The 20,711-nt window shown below is 34.9% G+C and carries 22 protein-coding genes; 5 read left to right on the top strand and 17 right to left on the bottom strand.

The annotated features are described in order from the left end of the window. Nucleotides 1-30: 30 nt before the first annotated feature. The gene (gene mdh / locus A3EE_RS0115835) at nt 31-969 is read left to right on the top strand and encodes a malate dehydrogenase (RefSeq protein WP_018344421.1); all 939 of its coding nucleotides are present in this window, start codon (nt 31-33) and stop codon (nt 967-969) included. Between the two features lie 82 nt (nt 970-1,051). Here the strand turns inward: mdh and A3EE_RS0115840 are convergent, their stop codons facing one another. The 5 genes from A3EE_RS0115840 to A3EE_RS0115860 form a co-directional block, all read right to left on the bottom strand. Continuing rightward, a complete protein-coding gene (locus A3EE_RS0115840; protein ID WP_018344422.1) occupies nt 1,052-1,768 on the bottom strand; it encodes a T9SS type A sorting domain-containing protein in 717 nt (238 codons plus the stop codon). Nucleotides 1,769-1,860: 92 nt separating this feature from the next. Beyond that, the gene (locus tag A3EE_RS0115845) at nt 1,861-2,508 is read right to left on the bottom strand and encodes a class I SAM-dependent methyltransferase (protein WP_018344423.1); all 648 of its coding nucleotides are present in this window, start codon (nt 2,506-2,508) and stop codon (nt 1,861-1,863) included. A 146-nt stretch (nt 2,509-2,654) separates the two neighbouring features. After that, nucleotides 2,655-2,897 carry a TM2 domain-containing protein gene (locus tag A3EE_RS20845; protein WP_033418202.1) on the bottom strand — a complete coding sequence of 81 codons (243 nt, stop codon included), beginning with the start codon at nt 2,895-2,897 and terminating at the stop codon, nt 2,655-2,657. A 4-nt stretch (nt 2,898-2,901) separates the two neighbouring features. Next, the gene (locus A3EE_RS0115855; RefSeq protein ID WP_018344425.1) at nt 2,902-3,465 is read right to left on the bottom strand and encodes an acyl-CoA thioesterase; all 564 of its coding nucleotides are present in this window, start codon (nt 3,463-3,465) and stop codon (nt 2,902-2,904) included. 1 nt (nt 3,466) lies between these two features. Further along, nucleotides 3,467-4,183, bottom strand: coding sequence for a phenylalanine 4-monooxygenase (locus A3EE_RS0115860; protein ID WP_018344426.1), 717 nt, complete (start codon nt 4,181-4,183; stop codon nt 3,467-3,469). 166 nt (nt 4,184-4,349) lie between these two features. Here A3EE_RS0115860 and A3EE_RS0115865 point away from each other — a divergent pair, with 166 nt between their 5' ends. Both A3EE_RS0115865 and A3EE_RS0115870 read left to right on the top strand, forming a co-directional pair. Further along, nucleotides 4,350-5,606 carry a CHASE2 domain-containing protein gene (locus tag A3EE_RS0115865; protein ID WP_245553853.1) on the top strand — a complete coding sequence of 419 codons (1,257 nt, stop codon included), beginning with the start codon at nt 4,350-4,352 and terminating at the stop codon, nt 5,604-5,606. After that, complete coding sequence (locus A3EE_RS0115870) at nt 5,603-6,535, top strand: hypothetical protein (protein ID WP_018344428.1); 933 nt, start codon at nt 5,603-5,605, stop codon at nt 6,533-6,535. The genes A3EE_RS0115865 and A3EE_RS0115870 overlap by 4 nt, the downstream gene beginning before the upstream one ends. Before the next feature lie 82 nt (nt 6,536-6,617). On the opposite strand, the gene A3EE_RS0115875 is transcribed toward A3EE_RS0115870, so the two are convergent. From A3EE_RS0115875 to A3EE_RS0115900, 6 genes are read right to left on the bottom strand one after another with little or no spacing between them, the layout of a single operon-like run. Next, on the bottom strand, nt 6,618-7,028 hold the full coding sequence (locus A3EE_RS0115875; protein WP_018344429.1) for a response regulator: 411 nt from the start codon (nt 7,026-7,028) through the stop codon (nt 6,618-6,620). Then, nucleotides 7,006-8,502 carry a PAS domain-containing sensor histidine kinase gene (locus A3EE_RS0115880; protein WP_018344430.1) on the bottom strand — a complete coding sequence of 499 codons (1,497 nt, stop codon included), beginning with the start codon at nt 8,500-8,502 and terminating at the stop codon, nt 7,006-7,008. The genes A3EE_RS0115875 and A3EE_RS0115880 overlap by 23 nt, the downstream gene beginning before the upstream one ends. Nucleotides 8,503-8,545: 43 nt before the next feature. Then, nucleotides 8,546-10,303, bottom strand: coding sequence for a LysM peptidoglycan-binding domain-containing protein (locus A3EE_RS0115885; protein WP_018344431.1), 1,758 nt, complete (start codon nt 10,301-10,303; stop codon nt 8,546-8,548). A gap of 6 nt (nt 10,304-10,309) precedes the next feature. Continuing rightward, nucleotides 10,310-10,957, bottom strand: coding sequence for an O-methyltransferase (locus tag A3EE_RS0115890; RefSeq protein WP_018344432.1), 648 nt, complete (start codon nt 10,955-10,957; stop codon nt 10,310-10,312). Next, nucleotides 10,954-12,195 carry a M16 family metallopeptidase gene (locus A3EE_RS0115895; RefSeq protein ID WP_018344433.1) on the bottom strand — a complete coding sequence of 414 codons (1,242 nt, stop codon included), beginning with the start codon at nt 12,193-12,195 and terminating at the stop codon, nt 10,954-10,956. Before A3EE_RS0115895 ends, A3EE_RS0115890 begins: the two co-directional genes overlap by 4 nt. A gap of 37 nt (nt 12,196-12,232) precedes the next feature. Further along, on the bottom strand, nt 12,233-13,876 hold the full coding sequence (locus A3EE_RS0115900) for a S8 family peptidase (protein WP_018344434.1): 1,644 nt from the start codon (nt 13,874-13,876) through the stop codon (nt 12,233-12,235). Nucleotides 13,877-13,919: 43 nt separating this feature from the next. Between A3EE_RS0115900 and A3EE_RS0115905 the strand changes: the two genes are divergently transcribed. Together A3EE_RS0115905 and A3EE_RS21510 are read left to right on the top strand one after the other, a co-directional pair. Next, nucleotides 13,920-15,206 (top strand): aminopeptidase P N-terminal domain-containing protein, encoded by a 1,287-nt coding sequence (locus A3EE_RS0115905; RefSeq protein WP_018344435.1) that lies wholly within the window; start codon nt 13,920-13,922, stop codon nt 15,204-15,206. Between the two features lie 132 nt (nt 15,207-15,338). Continuing rightward, complete coding sequence (locus A3EE_RS21510; protein WP_051081631.1) at nt 15,339-16,214, top strand: leucine-rich repeat domain-containing protein; 876 nt, start codon at nt 15,339-15,341, stop codon at nt 16,212-16,214. 72 nt (nt 16,215-16,286) lie between these two features. On the opposite strand, the gene tsf is transcribed toward A3EE_RS21510, so the two are convergent. From tsf to A3EE_RS0115940, 6 genes are all read right to left on the bottom strand, one after another. Beyond that, nucleotides 16,287-17,123, bottom strand: coding sequence for a translation elongation factor Ts (gene tsf, locus A3EE_RS0115915; protein ID WP_018344436.1), 837 nt, complete (start codon nt 17,121-17,123; stop codon nt 16,287-16,289). A gap of 98 nt (nt 17,124-17,221) precedes the next feature. Beyond that, the gene (gene rpsB / locus A3EE_RS0115920; protein WP_018344437.1) at nt 17,222-17,986 is read right to left on the bottom strand and encodes a 30S ribosomal protein S2; all 765 of its coding nucleotides are present in this window, start codon (nt 17,984-17,986) and stop codon (nt 17,222-17,224) included. A gap of 24 nt (nt 17,987-18,010) precedes the next feature. After that, complete coding sequence (gene rpsI / locus A3EE_RS0115925; RefSeq protein WP_018344438.1) at nt 18,011-18,397, bottom strand: 30S ribosomal protein S9; 387 nt, start codon at nt 18,395-18,397, stop codon at nt 18,011-18,013. 12 nt (nt 18,398-18,409) lie between these two features. Continuing rightward, nucleotides 18,410-18,853, bottom strand: a complete 444-nt coding sequence (gene rplM, locus A3EE_RS0115930) for a 50S ribosomal protein L13 (RefSeq protein ID WP_018344439.1) — start codon at nt 18,851-18,853, stop codon at nt 18,410-18,412. A gap of 93 nt (nt 18,854-18,946) precedes the next feature. Beyond that, nucleotides 18,947-19,669 carry an RluA family pseudouridine synthase gene (locus A3EE_RS0115935; protein ID WP_018344440.1) on the bottom strand — a complete coding sequence of 241 codons (723 nt, stop codon included), beginning with the start codon at nt 19,667-19,669 and terminating at the stop codon, nt 18,947-18,949. Beyond that, complete coding sequence (locus A3EE_RS0115940; protein ID WP_018344441.1) at nt 19,656-20,708, bottom strand: sensor histidine kinase; 1,053 nt, start codon at nt 20,706-20,708, stop codon at nt 19,656-19,658. Before A3EE_RS0115940 ends, A3EE_RS0115935 begins: the two co-directional genes overlap by 14 nt. Nucleotides 20,709-20,711: the final 3 nt, after the last annotated feature.

The following is a 20,711-nucleotide window of genomic DNA, read 5'->3' on the forward strand; positions in this document are numbered from 1 at the left end:
AAAATAATTGAATTTAACCAAACATAAATTATGAAAGTAACAGTAGTTGGTGCTGGTAATGTTGGTGCTACTTGCGCAGACGTATTAGCATACAGAGAAATTGTAAACGAAGTTATTCTACTTGATATTAAAGAAGGTGTAGCTGAAGGCAAAGCTTTAGATATCTGGCAAAAAGCTCCAATCACACAGTACGACACCAAAACAACAGGTGTAACAAACGATTATTCTAAAACTGCAAATTCTGATGTAGTAGTTATCACTTCAGGCCTTCCTCGTAAACCCGGTATGACGCGTGATGACTTGATCTCTACAAATGCTGGCATTGTTAAATCTGTTACTGAAAACGTTGTTAAATATTCACCAAATGCAATATTAATCATCGTATCTAATCCATTAGATGTAATGACATACTGCGCACACATCACTTCTAAGTTCCCAAGAAACAAAGTGATCGGTATGGCTGGTGTCCTTGACACTGCTCGTTACCGTGCATTCTTAGCAGACGAAATCGGCTGTTCTCCAAAAGAGATCCAAGGTATGTTATTAGGTGGCCACGGCGATACAATGGTTCCACTTCCTCGCTACACTACTGTTGGTGGTATTCCGGTAACAGAATTAGTTGCAGCTGATAAATTGAGCGCAATCATCGAACGTACTAAAAACGGTGGTGGTGAATTAGTAAAATTAATGGGTACTTCTGCTTGGTATGCTCCAGGTGCTGCTGCTGCTCAAATGGTTGAAGCAATTGTAAAAGATCAGAAAAAAATTATTCCGGTTTGTATCAAATTAGAAGGTGAATACGGTATCAACGATTGTTACCTAGGTGTACCTGCTGTAATTGGTAAAAACGGTATTGAAAAAGTTATTGAATTGAAATTAAATGCTGAAGAAAAAGCATTGATGGAAACTTCAAGAAAAGCTGTTAAAGAAGTAATGAGCGTATTAGATACAATTAACCAAGCTGTTTAATACAACTCCTCAATAAATAAAAAAGTCATCCCGATTGTTATCGGGATGACTTTTTTTATGCTTAGAAAAGTAGAATCTACTTTTATTCCTGAATAATAATTTTTTCAGAAACGATGCCCTTGTCTGTATACAAACGAACAAGCAATAATCCTTTAAATGTTGTTTTGAATTCAGTTGTAGCGAATTCTTCCGTTTGACCAGAAACGTTGCTTACAACTATTCTGTTAACAACTACATTATTTGCCGTTACATGCATTTGCCCATCGTTAGAAGGGTTAGGGTACAGGCTTAAACCAATATCAGAGGCTTTGGTAATTGCAGTTGTAAGTCCTGAAAGATTATACTTGATATTTCCAGTGTACACACCACCTGTTGAATTAGACGATGAATTGCTTGTGATGCTCATCGTAACTGTTCTATTCGTTCCATTAGTAGCAGACGCTGAAAGGTTAACCGTAAATGTTTGTGTAGCTCCTGCAGCAATTGTTCCGGTTAAAGAAGATTCGTTAATAGTAAAATCCGAAGCACCGCTTCCTGAAAGAACAATATATTTCCCTGATACCTGAGTCAATATAAGAGCGGCAGTGCCGGTATTTTTAATACTGACAGTAACAGGCAAATAATCTTTTAGATTAATTGGAATAGTCATATAATTTGTAGCATCAAATGTTGAACCGTTGGCAATTGTTTGAGTCAAGGTTGAAGCCGAAGCTGATATTTCAATTACCTGAGCATTCGCCACAAAGCCTAGTGTGATCAATGAAACGAAGAGGCTGATTTTTTGTATAATTATTTTCATAGTATAATTGTTTGAATTATTAATACAAAATACACAGTTTTGGTAACCAATTCTAACGAATCAACCTTTTTTTCTTTGCCATAAAAAATGGCCTATTTCATCAAAATGTACATTGTACGTTTCTTATCGGTAGCCGTCTCATAATTAATTTCATCTACCCTTGAAAAACCGGCCTGATCAGCATATTCCTTCATTTCTGAACTCAACGGGATATAACATTCTATTTCGCCAAAATCAGTTGTTAGTTTTATACGCTGCTGATCTATGTGATCGGCAATTGTTTTAATACCAATCCGCGGTATATCAATAAAAAGCTTTCCTTTTGCACTCAAAACTTGAAAGAGGTGCTTTACAACTGCCGCCTGCTCCTCTACAGAGAAGTCAATAATTCCCGACCACATCCAAAGCGCCGTGTCGATCTGGTTTTCAAATGAAATATTGTAAATATCACCTTCAATTACCTGCACACCATTTAAATATTTTTCGCGCAAATACTTACATAATACCGGGCTTTGCTCAACTGCAACGATTTTCCCTGCATGCTTTTTCTCAAATAAAAAATCCAGACACCGCCCATATCCCGCTCCTATTTCAACAATATTTTCAGAGGGTTGTATATATCTATATGCAATCTCCAGATCAACAAAGGTGTTAAAGCCACCTGTCTGAGCCAGTGATTGAAACGTATCAATTCCAATCTGGTTATAAAAATTAAAATTCTTCTTATTAATGTTTTCCATAAAATTGTTACAATACATTTCTCTATGCGCAAATTATAAGTACGCCCTTACAACGAGACTTATTAGCAAAACGTATGCCTTATTAAATTAAGAAGGGATTATTTTTCTATTATAGTTAAATACAAACTCCACTCTAAAAAGTAACTCTATGCAAGCGGCTTACCATCAGCCATTGTCATTTCGTTTAACGCAATTTTCACTAAATCATACAAAGACCAGATACCCAATCCTCCTAACGTAAGAAATTGAAAAATCCATGACTTATATCCCATCATAAAACGATGTCCTCCGGCAAAGCCTAAAAGCAAACAAACTACATACATCCGAGTTCGGGGTTGAACAGAAGGTGTTTTTAAGTAATAGGGTAAATTTATTATTTTCTTAAACATAAAATTAATGTACAATCTTACAACGCTCGTTTTTTAAAAGCTCAATATCATGCTCTTCAGAATGAGGTTGCTCGCCTAATTTTTTCAATTCTTTTTTGTAGAAGTCTTTTATTTCTTTACGCTTCATCGCATCCAGGAAATTTTTAACTTCTTCTTTTGTTTCAAGAATTAAACCAGGCACTTTTTTTATTAGATCGTTTTCATCTTTTGACACCATCGTAAAGTAAGACGTATTGGTATGGCGTACTGTTGAAGTATGAACATTCTCAGCGATTACTTTTATACCAATTACCATAGAACTGTTCCCCACATAATGCACAGAAGCAATTAATGCAACTAACTCACCTACTTCAATTGGTTGTAAAAAATCAACCGTGTCAACAGAAACTGTTACGCAGTATCCTTGAGAATGTTTGGATGCGCATGCATAAGCAGCTTTATCCATCAGCGACAGCAATATTCCTCCGTGAATCTTTCCTCCAAAATTTGCATAAGAAGGAATCATCAACTCGGTTATGGTTGTTTGTGAAAAACGAGCCGTTTTATAAAATTTTATATCTTCTGTCATGTTATTTCAATCGTTTCTCCAACTCAATTTTTATATCTCCTAACGAAGCTAATAACTGGTCATACGATTTAATGACAAAATATTTTTCCTGAAAATGATTTTTTACATAAGGTGTATCCATGATGATGGATACATTGTGATCATACTTTGGTACACCAGCATTTAACGCATATGAAGCCTCATTACGAGAAGTAATCATATGTGCACCATAAATACGTAACGATTTATTTACTTCCATCAAGCCATACTGAATCGTATGCCAATACACACGTTTCAAATATAAAATAGCTTTTGAATCATGGATATACTCCAACGCTAATTCACCTAGTTTTTCAAGGTATAAGCAATAGTCAGGCAAATACAACAACGAAGTATGTCCGAATACATCATGAAAAATATCGTATTCATCTTCCATTTTATCAACTTGATCGATGCTTCGAACCCATGTTCTGCAAGGATACAATTTTTCAGCAAGCATACTGATGAATTTGGTATCATCTACCATATCTTCTAATGGTACAATTCTCCAATCCGTATGCTTGGCAAGGTGTTCATTAATTTCATCTACATTGGGTACACGGTCTCCCGGTAAACCAATTGTCCGGATTCCTATCATTACAGTTTCGTCTGCAACATCTCCTAAAAAATTCAGGATTCTACTATAAGCAGTAGCCCAAATTTTATTTTCTTGTTCGGTATAATTATGAATCTGTTCCATCTAATGAAATTATTTACTTTCAAATTTAAGGAATTGAAGTGGATTTACCTTTTAATTCAATGATATGTATATAATATAAATATTACTTTATTCTCAGCTTTTTTGTTTCAAATCACGTTATAATACACCAGATAATTGTATATTTATAGTTCAACAGTTTCATTTTATGACTTTTAAGCGACTTTTCAAAGAGAGTTTTTTGGTAATGGCGTGGATATTGAGTTTTATTTGGGGCATCTCAAATATTCCGATCAATGCCGATGTTTTTAGCCCAATCTCTGATGCATTTAAAGATTTTGAGTTGACAGATATGTATTTCTCGCACTTTAAAGAAAGTGAGGGAGTGGAAGATAATATTGTTTTAGTCAATATTGGCAACCTTGATAGAGGGGGCGTAGCTGAATTAATCAATGTTTTGAACCAATACCATCCCAAAGCAATTGGCATAGATGCTTTTTTCAGAAGTCCTAAGGAACCTCAGTTGGACTCTGCGCTTGCACAAGCATTTTCAAGAACAACAAATCTGGTACTGGTTTCTGAATTGATTGAAAATGATTCGACTGGTAAGGTAGAAAGCATTAAATATTCAAATGAAATGTTTATGCGTTATGCGCAACCAGGTTTTGCAGATATGATTGCTCAGGGTAAACATAGTTTGAATACTGCGAGAGATTGTATTCCTAAAGAAATTGTAAATGGCGACACATTACTATCGTTTCCGTCCAAATTGGTCAGTATTTATGCTCCGGAAAAATTAAAAAGATACATTGCCCGAAAAAATGATGTCGAATCGATAAACTATCAGGGCAATATTAACGTACATGTCGAGGGAAGCACCGAAAACTCCAAAAATGTGTTTACTGCATTGGATTGGTTCGATGTTTTGGATAAGAAATTCACTCCTGAAACCATACAGGATAAAATTGTTATCATGGGTTTTATGGGTGAGACCATTGGTCAAAATAACTGGCAGGATAAATTTTGTACGCCATTAAATAGCCAATATGTGGGTAGAACTGCTCCTGATATGTATGGAGTTGTTGTTCACGCCAACATCGTATCCATGATTTTGAAAGAAAAATACATCAATGACATGCCTAACTGGCTGAACTGGTCATTATCATTGATACTTATCTTTATAATGGTATGGTTATTCAATTGGTTGTATTTAAATACTGCTGAATGGTGGGATGGAATTTCAATGATTTTATCGCTTATAGGCGTAATTCTGCTTTCTGTAGCGATGGTAATGATATTTGATTTCTATAATTATACATTTAACATTGCATTGGCATCTGTGGCATTATTGTTGTCAGGTAACTTAATAGAATTATACTGGGGAATCATTAAACCCCTTTATATGAGAACAAAAGAAAAAATCGTATCTTTAGAAGACCAAAATAATACAGGAGAATCGTTATGAAAAAATTATCACTTTTAATCGTAATTTTTGCTACTTCAATTTTATCTTTTGCGCAAGATGAAATTTTCAAAGTATTAATTACTAAAGGTAGCAATAAAGCAATCGTTGCATCTTCAACTACACCTCAAGACTTGATCGTTGGCAAAAAACTATATGCTACTGATAAAGTTGTTGTAGCAACAGGTGGTTACTTAGGCTTATCTCACAAGAGCGGTAAAACCATAGAACTAAAAACAGCTGGTACGTATGAAGTTGCTAAATTAGTAGAACAAGTAAATACACAAAATGCGAGTGTAAGTTCTAAATATGTTACGTATGTAGCAGGCCAAATGACAGCAAACAATGAAGATCTTGCTGCTAATCGTTACAAACATATGGCTGTAACAGGTTCGGTTGAAAGAAAAACAGATAAAATCAAGCCAATGGCACCAAGTCAGGCAACGGTTTTGGATGAATTGGTTATTCTTAAATGGAATTTGATCAAAGTCAACAATGAGCCTGCTAAAACATACGTAGTTACATTTACAAACATGTTTGATGAAGAATTGTTAGTTAAAGAAACTAGTGACACACAACTTGTAGTTGATCTAGCTAAATTAAACTTGAAGTCTGAAAAGAACATCGTTTGGTATGTAAAAGTTAAAGAAGCTCAAACCATCCGTTCCGATAAATACAATCTGCAATATGTTAGTGATGAGAAAAAAGCTGTTGAATTACACGATCAGTTTGCTGCATTAAAATCAGAGCTTTCTGAACAGACTGCATTAAATAAATTATTGCTTGCATCATTCTGTGCGGAGAACAAATTAACATTAAATGCAATGGAATATTACGAGGAAGCTATTGCTCTTGAACCTGAAGTTGATGAGTTCAAAGTGATTTATGGCAAATACCTTATAGATTCAGGTTTAGCTAAAGCCAGCAAATAAAAGAACACACTTATTATTTATTAGCATAAAAAAAACCTCTCGTAATGCGAGAGGTTTTTTTTTATGCTAATAAATAAAATAGTTAAACCATCTTTTTCAATTCTTTAATAGAATCTTCAGATAAAGGTTTTGTTATAAAATGAATTACATAATCATTGTCTACAATTCTATCAATGTCTTTTTTATTATCTGAACTTGAAAGGACAATAATTTTACAGCTATTTTTTATTGATTCAGGGAAGCTTTCAAATTCAAACAAAAACACAAAGCCATCCACAATTGGCATATTAATATCTAAGAAAATAACTTCAGGTATCAGCTCTGGATTATTCTTATTTGCCTCTAGATATTCTAATGCTGTTTTACCTGAGTTTTTTACTATAATTTGTTTAGAGAAATTTCCCATTTCTAAAACGCGCCTGTGAATGAAATTATCCGTTTCATTATCATCAACAAGCATTACTAATTTTTTATACGTTTTCTCTACTTCCATCATACGAACGTGTTAATAAATTGGGTAATTCAACGGTAAAGGTTGTTTCTTTGCCAAAGATAGAATCTAATTTTATTTTTCCTTCGAGCTTATCAACCGCACTTTTAACAATATATAAGCCCAGTCCTGAACCTTGTGATTTTTCTGAAGCTCTAAAAAACATCTCAAATATCTTGCTGTGAAATTCTTCAGCGATACCCGAACCATTATCATAAATTTTTATAATAGCTCGTAATTCAGAGACTTCAATTTCAATGTTAATATAAGGATTATTACTTTCAAAACTATGGTACTTGTATGCATTTGACAATAAATTGCTAATTATTGTCTCTACCCGATTGCTATCTGAATAAAATGCAATTTCTTGATTGATTGATGTTTCAATACGGATAGAAGTCGCATTTTCTTCATACTTTAAACTGCTATCTATCTTAGAAATCAGTTCATTAAAATCAATGTATTCTTTCACAATCGCCATTCGGCTGTTTCTGGAAAATTGAGTTAAATCTTTTATAAAAACATCCATATTACGGATGCTTCTAGTCATCATTTCTAAATACAATTTTACCGTTTCATCCGTATTCTCTTTTTGAGATAAATTAATCAACCCAAGCATAGATCTCAATGGAGCCTTTAGATCATGTGAAACTTTATAGACAAAACTATCCAATTCATAGTTTGTATTTAGCAGTTCATTTTCTGTCTCTATGCGCGCACTGATATCATGACAATTTACAATGATCCCATTTATTAAGGGATCGTTTAAAAAGTTAACGGCATTTACTTCGCAATGAATAATTTGACCAGTTTTATGGATCAATTTCAAATCATTTATAGCATAGGTAACGCCATGATTTTTCAATACTTTTTTAATTGAGACCCGATCCCGAAGTTCAATAAATGTATTGGAATTTAAGCCCAAGACTTCTTCAACTTCATACCCAAGCATTTTTTTAATAACCGGACTTACAAAAGTTATCTTAAAATCAGAGCTTAATACAATGATGATATCAAAAGCATTTTCTACCAGGATTTTAAATTTCTTTTCTCTATCAATCAGCAATCGCTGTTCAATTACCCCTTTTGTTATATCCCGGATTATTGCCTGATGCGCGCCATCATCAAATAAGCGTACACTCATTTCGCCATAAAAAGTCGACGTATCCTTACGAACAAATTCCTGTTGTACAACTACTCCTTTCTCTTCAATAATATTTGAAGAAAATGTCTGAAACAAATCTGCTTTTGAAACGATTAATTCATGAATGGGTTTATAAACCAATTCTTCATTTGTATAGCCAAAAAGGATGCATGCGCTTGGATTGGCATATGTAATCTCTCCTTTATTATTTACAAGATAGATCGCATCAGATGCTTCATTCAACAGTACTTCATATTTGCTCCGCTCAATCCTGAGTGAAGATTTTCCAATATGTATAGCTCGTTTTATGAAGGATTTGATACTACTTAGCATTGTTCTCTATTTAAAGTAATATATTAACAAGATACCTTATGTATTAAGGCAAGAGTATTTTTAATTGTTGCCCAAGACTTAAACTATAGTCGGGCAAATTATTCCATTTCTTTATTTCATCTACAGTTACATTATATTGTTTTGATATTTTATAAACTGTATCGCCAGCTTTAACAATATAAAGTATTTCTTTAGATGCTGCTTCCTTGGATTCCTTATTTTTATATCCGACAATTAATTGTTGATTCACCTGTATCGCATATCCTGTTAATTGATTCCATTCTCTGATGCTATCTGAATCAATTTGATACATTCTTGAAATTCCAAATACGGTTTCGCCAGGTTGCACTACATGATATATTGCATTGGTACTTATATTTTCAGACTTAGGAATTGCTGTAACAACAGTAACCGTAGTCTTTTCAATCAATTCAACCTTTACTTCTGTTACCGGTTTAGGTTCTTCCTTTACAATAGGCTTGGCAGCTGCTTTGTATTCAACCGGCGTGTCCTTAGGCCTTGTACTTTTCAACCATAGTACTCGATTCTCTTGAACGAATTGTTTTTTATCTAATCGATTATGCTTTCTGATAGATGCTGTAGTGATCGCATACTTCTGTGCAATCGAATGTATGGTCTCTCCTTTCGAAACTGTATGGTAAGCAACCAAAGCTTTACTACGTTTCAACTGCATATAATAAAAATCTCCTGCGGTTACCGTTTCATATCCTTTCAATTCATTGAAAAACATAAACGATGATTTTGACATACCCGCCTTAACAGCCAAACTATTAATATCATCTCCTTTGCCGGCACGAATGGCTTTGACTTTATTGATCAAAACAAAAATCGGGATTTTTAATGTATCCTGAAACGTTCGTATATCCGGAAATGATTTTGGTATTACCAAAACAACAACCTCCGGAGATTTAGGATTTACCACTACAGGTGAATCATCCGGTTTGTCATCAATAACCGGATTGGTACCATGTGCAGAAGGAACAATTACTATATACTCTTTATCGTTTGGCACATGTCCAGTCGTACACCATTTGTTGTATTCTTTTAACAATTCATAATCGACCTTTGATTGATTGGCAATATCCTGAAGAGACTTATTCTTAATACCTTTGTATTCGATCAATGAAAAATCCGGATGATTTGCTTTACCGATCAGATCCTGATATGCTATTTTGTATGCTAAAAAACGAATTACATACCAATGCATATCTTCATCAATTACCATCGTTCTGGCACCAACATTTTTTGTTTTAACATGAGATTTCACGCCACCCGGACCAACATTATAGGATAGCAAAGCATACACCCAATTATCTAATAACAGGTTGTTTTTTTTGAGATAAGTTGCTGCTCCTTTCGAAGCATATGAGATATGTTTACGCTCATCTACATTCGCATTCACTGTCATACCAACTTCAATTGCTGTTTCTTTTTTAAATTGCCAAAAGCCAACCGCATTTGAACTCGAAACGGCATCCGATACAAGACTTGACTCCTGAAGGGCCAAATATTTAAACTCTTCAGGAAATCCTGCTTCATGAAAAACATGTTCAATGATTGGAAAATATAAATTAGCGCGATCAATTTTTTGCTGCAGATATTTACCGCTGCTGTAGATCATTGTTACATCTGCTTCAATTTTTTTCTTAGCAGAAGCACTCAATTCCAATTTCATACCCGCAAAATCAATTACATCAGGCACAGATGGCTTCGTAAATGTCTGGGCATTGCTTAACAACGTTGCAATACTGAATATACTAACAATTATAATTCGCAACATGAACGACTATTTTTTTCTAATTACAGTAATACCATCTCGTACAGGTAAAATTACTTTGTCTACCCGAATATCTTTTGCAATGAATTCATTGAACTCATGGAGATTTTTTGTGTCCTTATCTTTATTGACAACTTCAGGTATTGCAACCTTCCCGTTCCACAATGTATTATCTACAAGTATAAAGCCTCCTTGCGGAACTTTATCAAACACCAAATTATAATAGGTTAAATAATTGTGCTTATCTGCATCAATAAATACCAGATCAAATTCCCCTTCTAACGCTGCAACAACTTTTGTTGCATCACCAATTAAATAAGTAATAGCTGAAGATTTTTCAGATTGTGTAAAATATGCACGAACACGATCTTCCAACTCCTCATTAATATCAACTGTGATCATCTCTGCACCTTCAGGTAACCCTTCTGCCAGACATAACGCAGAATAACCTGTGAAAGTACCTATTTCAAGTATCCTCTTCGGACGGATCATATGAGATAGCATAGACAATACCCTTCCCTGATAATGGCCGGATAACATGCGTGGCATTAATACCTCTGCATACGTTTCTCTATTGACTTTTTTAAGCAGATCCGATTCTTCTGAACTGTAAGCAGCAATGTATTCTTCTATAACAGGATTTGTAATGTCTATCATTTCACTTCAGGTTCATATATCAATTTACTCATGCGTGCAGGATTCATCAATTGATTTGCCAAATCAATAATCACATCTGCTGATATACCATCTATTTTTTTAATGATCTGATCAAAAGAATCTATCTTTCCAAAGTCAAGATAACTCTTACCCATCATCTGCATGAAGTTACTATTGTTTTCTTCAGCCATGATCAGCTGTCCCTTTATCTGTTCCTTCAACCGATGTAGCTGTGCAGTACTCAATTTTTTTCCTCTTACTTTAGCTACTTCCTTATGAAATACTTCAAGTGCCTTATCAAACTGCTTTGCTTCTGTAGCAAAATAAAAACTGTATACACCAGTGTCTATGTAAGAAGTAAAGTTGGATTCAATGGTGTACACATATCCTTTCTTCTCTCTCATGGCCATGTTCAGCATAGAAGTCATGCCTGGACCAGCCAGTAAATTAGACAACAAGAATAAGCCGAGTCTACGTTCTTCTTTTATATTTAAACCAAGACCTCCAATAACACAATGTGTTTGCGAGGCATCAATACTTTTAATGATTGTTGTAGGTTTAAAGCCTTTATTTTTATCTCTGACTTTTACGATGTGATGCGCCTTTACAAAGGGAATATATTTATCCGCAATCGATTTTACTTCTGAAAAAGAATGTGGAGATAAAACCACAAATGCTACACGACTTGTATCGACATTCTTTTTCAGAAATTTTATTAAATGATCTTGTGTGAATGCATGGAGTGTTTTTTCAGTTCCTAAAATATTATACCCTAATGAATGATCCGGAAAAATAATGGATTCGAACTCATCTTGAATAGCGTCTTCCGGATTATCTGCATACATATGCATTTCTTCCAATACAACTTTTTTCTCCTTTTCAATTTCCTTTTCAGGAAAAGTAGAGAAAAAAGAAATATCCGTAAGAACATCTGCAGCCCGCTCTAGATGTGTATATGGTAAAGAAGCATGAAACCAGATTTTTTCTTTTGTAGTATAGGCATTCAAATCTCCTCCTACCTCTTCAAGACTACTTAATATCTGGAACGTTTTTCTTTTTTCTGTTCCTTTAAAAGCCATGTGTTCCCAAAAATGAGCGAGTCCTTGGCTTTTCAAATTTTCATCTCTACTACCTACATCAAATATATACCCGCAATGAGCGATGCGTGTAGATAACACTTGCTTGTGCAACAACGTTATTCCATTCGGATATTGATGAACATTAAATTCTTTTTGCATGCTTAATTCAGTGAGCTATATATGCTCGTAAACAATATTATTCCCAAATAATTTCCAGTGTTAGAAATTCGTCTGCAACAACTGTTGTGCGCGCCACACCTTTACCTCTTTTTATTTTAAGTTTACCATTTTTAACAGAGATTCCTGGTCGGTTGATTAAATGAATTTTCGGTATCCATCTTTCAATTTTAATGATCGGGTTTTTCCGATCGCCTTTTTCAATAGAAACAACTTGTTGATTCATTACAATCGTTTCATTTTTCTTATTGAAAACTACTAAATCTACTGATATCGTTTCGTCAAACGTATATTTATATAAATCTTTAGATACAGTAATTGATACAACGTTATCAAACTTCTTTAATGTATCTTTAGAAAGCTCTAATGCCCGATCTGCTTGAGGAATACCATATCCTATATAGTTATTTCCATAAGGATATAAATGAGCAGACTTCTGAATAATATTTTTCAATTGTACGTTTGATAACGTAGAATCATTTTTCATTAAACACGCAACAAACCCAGCAATTGCAGGACATGAAAATGAAGTTCCGTTTGGAGAATAACAGGAAACATTTGGTTTTAAGTACGGCAAATTTTCCGGGCCAATACTGCTATACGATATTCTATCCCAATTTAACGAATTGGTAGCCCCTACTGATAAGGCACCTTCAGCATCTGCAGGTGCTGAAATAATACGCCAGTTGGTGTCGCCTTCATTACCGGCAGATACAGCTAATAATATTCCTTTTTGACTAAATGCAATTTGTGCGGCTTTGGTAATACGTGCAGTTTTACCATCCATTTGTTCCTCTGTATAATTGTCATTGGGGTCATCCATTTTGATTGCATAACCAAGTGAGGTACTTATCAATCGAACACCAACACTATCCATCCACTCCATAGCCATGATCCACATATCTTCTTCACCACGATATTCTCTATCACCATTCTCTGTACGGGCTAAATAAAATGATGCATTCACAGCCATACCGTATTGTGCCTTAAGAGTTGTATCATACCCGGCAATCATTCGTACTACCTGACGACCATGATCATCTGAAGACGTAGCTGCTTTTGAAATTAAATCCGTTCTTGAACGATCAATAAAATCTCGTTGTCCCAGTATTTTTTTATCTCTTACTAAATAACTTGTAGCCGGATCTTCATGCAGCTTATGAAATCCTGCATCTATAACACCAATTGTAATATTTGTGCCATCAATTCCATTTGAAGTAAATGTTTTTGCTTTCATCTGTTTCATTGCAGGATGCATTAAATCCGGTGCTACATTAATGTCTGTAGATGATGCAACCAAATAAACCCCTACAGGTTCTACAGAAGATACAAATGTCAATTGTCTAACCTGATTAACTTGTTCCGGAGCAAGATATGCAGTAACTGCATTCAACCACTTAGAGGTTGCAACAACTGTTACATCCAGACTGTTTAATGTTGAAATATTGGATGTTGTTACAGGTACATCTGTATACTGAAAAAGTGGTATATGCTGTATTGTTCTATTCGAAATCGTTTGTGCACTTAAATTATTTTCGTAATTATATCCACTGAGATCTTTATCTTTAAAAGAAATCCAATATTTTTGAATTTGGGCATTTCCTTGAAAGAAAAATGCGATCAAAAGAGAACTCACTATAATCGCACGTTGAATCGTTTGCATATACGTTGATTTATTAATTACTTCAACTATAAATTTAGTTAAAATGAAATACACCCCCATCGATAATAGCTTATTTATTCTCAATAGAAAGAAATTAGCAGAGAAGTTGCAGCCTTTATCTATCGCTATTTTTCATTCAAATGACATCTATCCTACCAATGCGGATGGCACCATGCCTTTCAGGCAGAACAATGATTTGTTTTATTTTTCAGGAATCGATCAGGAAGATACAATATTGCTGATCTTCCCTGATGCAGAGGACGCGCGGTATAGAGAAGTATTATTTATTCTGGAAACCAACGAACATTTGGCTATTTGGGAAGGTCATAAATTTTCTAAAGCTGAAGCGCAGAAGCTATCTGGTATAGAAACGGTCTTTTGGTTTCATGAATTTGAAAAGATATTCAAACAATTGATTTACGAAGCAACGAATATTTACTGCAGTCAAAATGAACATGGCAGAGCAGAAAAAATCATTGATACACGCAACGATCGGTTTATACAATTTTGCCAAAAGAATTATCCCTTACATGCATATAAACGCCTCGCCCCTATTACAAATGACTTAAGAAGTAAAAAGGAACCCCAGGAAATTGAGACCATTCAAAAAGCATGTAACATTACAAAGCTGGCCTTTGAACGCATCCTTAAAACAATCCGTCCGGGCATCAAAGAATATGAAATCGAGGCTGACATTATCCATGAATTTATCCGAAACGGATCAAGAGGACATGCTTATCAACCCATTATAGCATCCGGGGCAAATGCCTGCGTGTTGCATTACATTCAAAATGACAATATATGCAAAGACGGAGAATTGATCTTAATGGATTTTGGTGCTGAATATGGCAATTATGCTTCTGATCTGACACGTGTAGTTCCGGTAAATGGCAAATTCAATCCCCGACAAACAGAAGTCTATACTTCCGTTTTAACTATTTTCAAAGAAGTTAAAAAGTTGATCAAACCAGGCGCTACATTACAGGAATTGAATACTGCAACCGGCGAGATAACTACTAAAGAATTGATTCATTTGGGTTTACTTGCAAATGAAGAAGTAAAAGGCAAAAATGGCAATCTGGCGTACCGAAAATATTTTATGCATGGATTTGGGCATCATTTGGGTTTAGATGTTCACGACGTACATGTAAAAAATGAACCGTTGAAAGAAGGCATGATTGTAACATTAGAACCAGGAATCTATATTCCTCAAGAAGGTATCGGCATACGGTTAGAGAATGATATTCTGCTTACTGCTGATGGAAACAAAGATTTGATGGAACACATACCCATGGAAATAGCTGACATAGAAGCCCTAATGGCTTCTTAATTTGAATGTTAGAAATTTCCGTTTTTTTCACGTTTTTTTTTCAAAAAACTACAACCTAGGGGCCAAAATCTTCGTTTAAAATAGAGTATTAAGGTTAAGGCGCGACTTAAATTCTTACTAACCGAAACAGCCATGAAAAAATTAATTACATATTGTTCCATCCTTGCAGTATTGATTTTTGGATCATCTTTTAATCAGCCAGATGCTAAAAATTATTATGATACTGGTTTAGCAAGTTTAAACCAGAAGGACTATATAAAAGCTATTGGTGATTTCACCAACGCTATAAGTATGAATCCTAAATTTGGAGATGCTTATTATTATAGAGCATATTCAAAAGAATTATTAGGTAAGAAGATGGGCTTTGTTAGTTCTGAATTGTGTTCAGATCTGATTTATTCTATGGTTTATGGTAAAACTGAAGCTTCAGATAAGATTAACGAGTTATGCACGGGGGAATGCTTTAACATGGAATCTGCTTTTGTTGAACCTGAAATTGTTTATTGTGCTGACTTCAGCTCTCAGGTATTAACAGATCTACCTGCAAACATTGAAAGTCTTCATTATTTGATCAAGCTTAATATGTTCAATAACAAATTAGTGACATTGTCTCAATCTTGGGGACATTTAGATAAGCTAATTTCATTGGATTTGGGTAGCAACAGATTAACACTTTTACCTCCTGTTATTGGTAAAATGACTGAATTGAAGGAATTGAATCTGAACAAAAATTTACTTCCTACGCTACCTGCCGAAATAGGAAACTTGAAACACCTTAAAACATTAACATTGAGACAAAATGGTTTAAAAACGTTACCTCCTAATATTGGGTCACTTACTGAACTTGAAGATTTAGATTTAGCATTAAATATGTTAACGGTTCTTCCTTCTGAAATCGCTTATCTTAAGAATTTAAAGAAATTGATCTTAGTTGGTAACGAGATTTCAGCTAAAGAACAACAACGCATTAAAACCTTATTACCAAATACAACTATTGCATTTGAATAAGGATCAAAAAATAAGACATAAAAAAAGGTCCCGATAAATTATCGGGACCTTTTTTTATGTCTGTAAATAAAATTATGCTAAAGCAATACGAACGAATGCAGAAACAGTCAAACCTTTATGGTGACCATCTAACATTTGAGCAATTGACTTAGAGTTATCTTTAACAAATTCCTGGTTCAACAATGTATTGTCTTTGTAGAATTTATTCAATTTACCTAAGGCAATTTTTTCAAGCATCGCTTCAGGCTTACCTTCTGCTCTAGCTTGTTCTTTACCAATTTCAATTTCACGTTCAACAGTTGCAGCATCAACGCCGTCTTTATCTAAAGCGATAGGCTTCATAGCTGCAGCTTGCATTGCAACGTCTTTACCAGCTTCAGAGAAATCTTTTCCGCCTGTGTTTTTTAACGCTACCAATACACCTAATTTACCGTTTGAGTGAACGTAAGGAACAACTTGCTCACCATCAATAGATACATAAGAAGTAATTGCTACTTTTTCACCGATTTTACCAGTAAGGTCAATGATGTGATCCTGTACACTACGTCCATCAGCTAAAGCTAAAGAAGAAAGTTCTTCAGTAGTTTTAGGATTTTTAGCAACAGCAACATTTAAGATAGCTTCTGCTAAATTTTTAAAATCTGCTACTTTAGAAACCGGTTCAGTTTCGCAAGCTAAAGCTACTAATTTACCGTTTTTGCCATCTGCAGAAATAGTGATTCCTACGATACCTTCAGAAGTAGTATTTTCAGCACGAGCTGCAGATACTTTTTGTCCTTTTTTACGAAGAATGTCAATAGCTGCTTCAAAATCTCCACCTGATTCAGTAAGAGCTTTTTTGCAATCCATCATACCTGCTCCGGTCATTGTTCTCAGCTTATTAACTTCAGCTGCCGTTATTGTTGACATGATATAAATGTGTTAGTAGTTATGAATTTGATTTGATTTTAAAAAAAATTGAACATTGGAGGCCAATGTTCAATTTTAAATATGCTTTAGAAAACTAATTATTGAATCTCAGCCTTATCAGAAGCTTTTTTAGATTCTTCGTCTTCTTTTAATTTTTGATCATCTTTTTCTCTTTTTCTTTCAGACAATGCATCTTCAATTGCTGCACCGATAGAATGTGTTAAAATAGAGATAGATTTGAATGCATCGTCGTTAGCAGGAATTGGGAAATCAACGATTGTTGGATCAGAGTTTGTATCAACAATAGCAAAAACCGGGATACCTAATTTTTTAGCTTCAGCAATAGCAATGTGTTCTTTTTTAACATCAACAACAAACAAAGCTGCAGGAAGGCGTGTCAAATCAGCGATACCGCCTAAAACTTTTTCAAGTTTTTCTTTTTCACGACTTAATACAAGTCTTTCTTTTTTGTTCAATGAAACGAATGCTTCATCCTTCATCATTTTCTCCATTGAAGACATTTTCTTCAATGATTTACGAACTGTTGCGAAGTTTGTCAACATACCACCTAACCAACGTTCAGTTGCGTAAGGCATTTTTAATCTTTTAGCTTCAGCAGTAACAACCTCTTGAGCTTGTTTCTTTGTAGCAACAAATAAAACTTTACGTCCAGAACGAACGATTGTTCTTAATGCTGCATTTGCTTCATCTAAGCAAGATATAGTTTTATTTAAGTCGATTAAATGGATACCATTCTTCTCCATGAAGATATATGGTGCCATCTTTGGATTCCACTTGCGTGTAAGGTGACCGAAGTGAACGCCTGCATCCAATAAGTCTTTATATTCGATTTTCTTAGCCATCGTATTATAAAATAGAGAGAAATATTAACGTTTACTGAATTGGAATCTTTTACGAGCTTTTCTCTTACCGTATTTCTTACGTTCTACCATACGAGAATCTCTGGTCATTAAACCTTCTTTTCTCAAAGGAGATTTAAATTCACCATTTACTAATACAAGTGCACGAGCAATTCCTAAACGGATTGCTTCAGCTTGGCCAGTAACGCCGCCGCCTTGTACATTTACTCTGATATCATATTTTCCGGCTTCAGCTAATAAGTTAAGAGGGCTCTCAACAGATATTTGAAGGGGTTCCGTTTTAAAATATGTTTTGAAATCAAGACCGTTTACTACAATAGAACCTTTACCTGATTGTAGGTAAACGCGAGCTACTGACGTCTTTCTTCTTCCAATGGCGTTTAATACTTCCATCTAAACAATAAATTACAGTTGAATAACTTTTGGTTGTTGTGCTTCGTGTGGGTGTTGAGTTCCTTCAAACACGTGTAAGTGTCTGAATAATTCTCTACCGATACGATTTTTAGGCAACATACCTTTAACAGCTCTTTCAAGAACTTTTTCAGGATATTTTGCTAATGTTTCTTTTGGTGTCTGAAAACGTTGACCCCCTGGATGACCAGTATGTGATGTATATACTTTGTCATTCATTTTATTGCCTGTCAAACGAATTTTCTCAGCGTTGATGATGATGACATTGTCACCACAGTCTACGTGTGGAGTATAAGAAGGCTTATTCTTTCCTCTTAAAATCATTGCAACCTGGCTGGCAAAACGACCTAGTGTTTTACCTTCTGCATCAACAATAACCCAGTTCTTCTGAACTGTAGCTTTGTTTGCAAATGTTGTTTTGTAGCTAATGCTATCCATTTTCTTTAATCAATAAATAATTCGCCCTTCAATTCAAAAAGGGATACAAAGATACCTGTTTATAAAATTAAATGCAAACCTAGTTCAAAGAAATCACGAAGAATACTCTTCTAATTTTTTTACCAGCACCTGAAAATCCTTCGGATAGGGTGCTTTTATGTCCAAAATTTGCTCATTAATATCTGTAAATATCAGAGAATTAGCGTGTAATGCAAATCTCTGTATAAGTGGCCGCTCCTCTGAATCTTTTTTCAAATTAAATTTTTTTCTTTTAATTTCTGAAAGATAAAGCGGTTTCCCTCCGTAGGTTTCGTCTCCCACAATTGGAGCACCCAGGTGAGAAAGGTGAATCCGGATCTGGTGCATTCTGCCCGTAATGGGTAAACAACGCACCAAAGTGGCCGCCTTAAATGCCTGAATCGTAAAGAAGATCGTTTCTGCTATTTTGCCTTTCCCCTTGTCTATTTTGACAATGCCTTTAGGTAATGCCAGAATTGGCAGGTAAACATCTACCCCATCCAGATCATGCGTGCCATTAACAACAGCATGGTATTCCTTTGTAACATTTCTCGATTCGAACTGCATGGACAAGTGTCGGTATGCAGCAGGATTCTTAGCAACAGCTAATACGCCTGAAGTCTCTTTATCAATACGGTGGCACAACTGTGCATCCGGCCAATATTCCTTTGCGAGCCTGATAACACTGATCCCCTCTCCGGTACGTTCATCTAAAGAAGAAATAAAAGGCGGTTTATTAATAAAAAAGTAATCATCGTTTTCAAAAATGATCCATTCTTTAATATCAACCTTTTTCATTTATTACTTTTCCTTTCTTTAACCGGAATTGAAATTCCGTCCCTTCATTAATTTTACTTGACACGGTGATTTTGGAATCATGTGCTTCAAGTATGTGCTTTACAATAGATAAACCAAGACCAGATCCGCCTTGATCTTTGGATCTGCTCTTTTCAACTCTATAAAAGCGTTCAAAAATACGATTTAAATGCGTCTCTTCTATACCCGGACCATCATCTTTTACAGATATTAAAACAGAATCGCCTTCAATAACATATGAAAAAATAACTGTCCCGTTGTCTTTTCCATATTTAACAGCATTGACAATCAGATTGGTAACTACCTGTCCGATGCGCAATTTGTCGGCATATATATAACAGGACTTCGGAGCGTATTTATTGAATTTTAATCGTGTGCCTCGCTTTTCAGCCGCATCCTCTAATTGTTCAAAAATATCCTCTGTCAATTTCCGGATGTCGAAACTCTGGAAATGCATCTTGATCTCACCAATCTCCAATTGAGAAATGGTGATCAGATCTTCCACTAGAATATTTAATCCATCAAGGCTATACGCGGCTTTCTGGAGAAATCGATCTCGTACCTTAATGTCATCCATGGCGCCTTCCATAAGCGTATGGACAAAGCCTTGTGCAGCAAATAAAGGAGTTTTTAATTCATGAGAAACATCCGCTAAAAATTCGCGTCGGAATGTTTCCAGTTTTTTTAATTCTTCAATTTCCCGTTGCTTTTGAACGGCAAAATCTGAAAGTTCCTTACGGATCCGGACAATCGGATCCGTGGTATTAATATATTCGTTGTGTTCAGGATTGGGTTCCTTCTTTTTATATGGACGAAGTAAATTTGAAATATCATCCAGTTGTTTGTAAAGAGTCATGCTTAATAATATATAGCACGATCCGGTACTTGCAATAAAAAGAACCAGCAACAATATTTGCCAATGCTTAACAGCAGGTATTACTGAAAAGAAATAGAGCAATAAAGATGTTACAAGTGTTACAAAAGCACCAATAAACAGTGCTACATTTCTAGGATGCGTCATTTA

It is taken from the genome of Cytophaga aurantiaca DSM 3654, from assembly GCF_000379725.1.
Classification (GTDB): domain Bacteria; phylum Bacteroidota; class Bacteroidia; order Cytophagales; family Cytophagaceae; genus Cytophaga; species Cytophaga aurantiaca.

Bases quoted from the DNA above. Each gene is read 5' to 3' on its own strand.
- A3EE_RS0115900 (WP_018344434.1), bottom strand. From the start codon at position 13,876: ATGCAAACGATTCAACGTGCGATTATAGTGAGTTCTCTTTTGATCGCA.
- A3EE_RS21510 (WP_051081631.1), top strand. From the start codon at position 15,339: ATGAAAAAATTAATTACATATTGTTCCATCCTTGCAGTATTGATTTTT.
- A3EE_RS0115885 (WP_018344431.1), bottom strand. From the start codon at position 10,303: ATGTTGCGAATTATAATTGTTAGTATATTCAGTATTGCAACGTTGTTA.
- tsf (WP_018344436.1), bottom strand. From the start codon at position 17,123: ATGTCAACAATAACGGCAGCTGAAGTTAATAAGCTGAGAACAATGACC.
- A3EE_RS0115880 (WP_018344430.1), bottom strand. From the start codon at position 8,502: ATGCTAAGTAGTATCAAATCCTTCATAAAACGAGCTATACATATTGGA.
- rpsI (WP_018344438.1), bottom strand. From the start codon at position 18,397: ATGGAAGTATTAAACGCCATTGGAAGAAGAAAGACGTCAGTAGCTCGC.
- rplM (WP_018344439.1), bottom strand. From the start codon at position 18,853: ATGGATAGCATTAGCTACAAAACAACATTTGCAAACAAAGCTACAGTT.
- A3EE_RS0115855 (WP_018344425.1), bottom strand. From the start codon at position 3,465: ATGACAGAAGATATAAAATTTTATAAAACGGCTCGTTTTTCACAAACA.
- A3EE_RS0115870 (WP_018344428.1), top strand. From the start codon at position 5,603: ATGAAAAAATTATCACTTTTAATCGTAATTTTTGCTACTTCAATTTTA.
- A3EE_RS0115935 (WP_018344440.1), bottom strand. From the start codon at position 19,669: ATGAAAAAGGTTGATATTAAAGAATGGATCATTTTTGAAAACGATGAT.
- A3EE_RS0115890 (WP_018344432.1), bottom strand. From the start codon at position 10,957: ATGATAGACATTACAAATCCTGTTATAGAAGAATACATTGCTGCTTAC.
- A3EE_RS0115875 (WP_018344429.1), bottom strand. From the start codon at position 7,028: ATGGAAGTAGAGAAAACGTATAAAAAATTAGTAATGCTTGTTGATGAT.
- A3EE_RS0115840 (WP_018344422.1), bottom strand. From the start codon at position 1,768: ATGAAAATAATTATACAAAAAATCAGCCTCTTCGTTTCATTGATCACA.
- A3EE_RS0115865 (WP_245553853.1), top strand. From the start codon at position 4,350: ATGACTTTTAAGCGACTTTTCAAAGAGAGTTTTTTGGTAATGGCGTGG.
- A3EE_RS20845 (WP_033418202.1), bottom strand. From the start codon at position 2,897: ATGTTTAAGAAAATAATAAATTTACCCTATTACTTAAAAACACCTTCT.
- A3EE_RS0115905 (WP_018344435.1), top strand. From the start codon at position 13,920: ATGAAATACACCCCCATCGATAATAGCTTATTTATTCTCAATAGAAAG.
- A3EE_RS0115895 (WP_018344433.1), bottom strand. From the start codon at position 12,195: ATGCAAAAAGAATTTAATGTTCATCAATATCCGAATGGAATAACGTTG.
- A3EE_RS0115940 (WP_018344441.1), bottom strand. From the start codon at position 20,708: ATGACGCATCCTAGAAATGTAGCACTGTTTATTGGTGCTTTTGTAACA.
- A3EE_RS0115845 (WP_018344423.1), bottom strand. From the start codon at position 2,508: ATGGAAAACATTAATAAGAAGAATTTTAATTTTTATAACCAGATTGGA.
- mdh (WP_018344421.1), top strand. From the start codon at position 31: ATGAAAGTAACAGTAGTTGGTGCTGGTAATGTTGGTGCTACTTGCGCA.
- A3EE_RS0115860 (WP_018344426.1), bottom strand. From the start codon at position 4,183: ATGGAACAGATTCATAATTATACCGAACAAGAAAATAAAATTTGGGCT.
- rpsB (WP_018344437.1), bottom strand. From the start codon at position 17,986: ATGGCTAAGAAAATCGAATATAAAGACTTATTGGATGCAGGCGTTCAC.